The sequence below is a fragment of the Pseudoalteromonas sp. SANK 73390 genome, from assembly GCF_054966645.1.
Map to the genome: position 1 here is coordinate 1 of NZ_ARPN01000136.1, position 1,953 is coordinate 1,953.

At 44.9% G+C, this 1,953-nt stretch carries 1 pseudogene; it reads left to right on the top strand.

The annotated features are described in order from the left end of the window. Positions 1 to 1,953 (top strand): annotated as a pseudogene (locus SANK73390_RS18335) (SpvB/TcaC N-terminal domain-containing protein); the annotation flags it as partial.

Here is a 1,953-nt window from a genome sequence, read left to right on the forward strand (position 1 = left end):
GCAAACCCGAGATTTAACATCGAAAAATGTATTGAACACCAGCACCATGCGAGTTAATGCAATTGACGCGTGTGGCAATGTTTTAAAAGCAACCAATACCAATAAAGATGATTGGGGGCTGCATACGTCAATAACGGAGCAAGTTGCCTCTGGTAGCTGTGAAAACACCAGCACTTGGTGGCCACATAAGCTAGATAGTAAAACGGTGAGCAAGTCAGCCGTTCAACAGCGCAATGATGATGATCCTATGGACGGTCAACTAGATGCCAACTACGCAACTGAAACTACTTTTAGTAATTACCATAAAAACCGTAAGCCTCGAGGCATTGAAGTGAAAGGGTATGTCAATGGAGTAACTTCAGGTAAGGGTAAAACGGTCTTTACAGAATTTAATATTCATGGTCTACCGACGAGTGTAAATGAGGTGGCTTTAGTGAAAAATAGCTCTGGTCAATGGCAAAATAACGCTCGCAAAACTATAATGACCTACTCCAAAGATGGTACAAATGAAGCAGCGGATGGCTATTTTCCACTCGTTATTACTAACGCCAAAGGCCATCAAGTTAAAACCATTACCGACCGAGCTACGGGGCAACCTAAGCAGCAAAAGCGCCAAATATCGGCCGATAAATGGGTGACAACCACCTATGGTTACGATGATTTCTATCGCCCATTTAGTCAAAAAACCGCGGGTATGCCAATACAATACTCGGCCGTGCAATCGACTTTATACGATGACCATAAACCCAGTTATGCAGTGATGATGGTTAAACAGGTCAGTGCAGGCACCCCTGAAGTACGGGTGTACAAAGACAAGCTAGGTAGAACCATTCGTACCGCCAGCCAAGCGTTTGATGGCAGTTGGGTGTATCAAGATGTGAGCTTTGATAACCTTGGCCGCACCACATTTGAATCAATGCCCTATAAACAAAGTGGCACATCTTATGGCACCACATACAGTGACTTTGATGTACTGGGTCGCCCAGCGACTAAGGTTGTTGACCAACAGTGTGGTCAAAGCACCAGCGGCACAATGGACGTCACTTATGGTTATAGTGGTTTAACCACCACCATTGATGTGAGTGAAACCTGCCATAGCATAGCGCTTGGGCAAATGTCGCGTACCTATAATAGCTTAAAGCAACTGGTGCGCACCAAAGACGCAGCTGGTAACTTTACTTATTATGGCTATAACAGCCTTGGTTTACCCGCAGTGATTGAAGATGCGGCGGGCAACCAAATTAAAGCCACTTACAATGCGCTCGGTCGTAAAACTAAAGTGGATGACCCTAACCAAGGGGTCACTGGCTTTACCTACAATGGCTTTGGTGAGCTACAACAAGAAACCAGAAGTAACGACACCATTGTTAATACTTACACAGACCCTCTGGGCAGGGTAGTATTGCGCACAGCGACAGGAGAAGCTGATTTAAACTATAGCTATGATGACTCATCACGTAACGGCTATGGACAAATGACCAGCGCCAGCGGTAATGGGGTAAGCCATACCTACAACTTTGATACACTGGGTCGCCCAACCACGCATACCGTCTTGGGCAGTGGTAAAAGCTACACCACCAGTACACTGTACGATGGTAATTATGGCCGTGTTAAAGGCGTGCGTTACCCTAATAACCTTACGCTGGAATACACCTATAACGATAAAGGCTATCAAACCAGCGTTAAAAATGCAGCCAATGACTATGTATATCAAACGGTTGAAAGCCAAGATATATTAGGCAATATTACCCAAAGCGCACTAGGTAATGGCTTAACACAAAAGCAATATTACTCATTAACCTCTGGGCAAATGACAGGCAGCTATACCGGAACAGACAGCAGCCAACAATTAATGGCGTTAAACTACACCCAATATGACGGCTTTGGTAATTTAAAAGCCATGACGGTAACTACGGGCGGCTTTGATAACCAACACCGCTTTAGCGAAAGCTA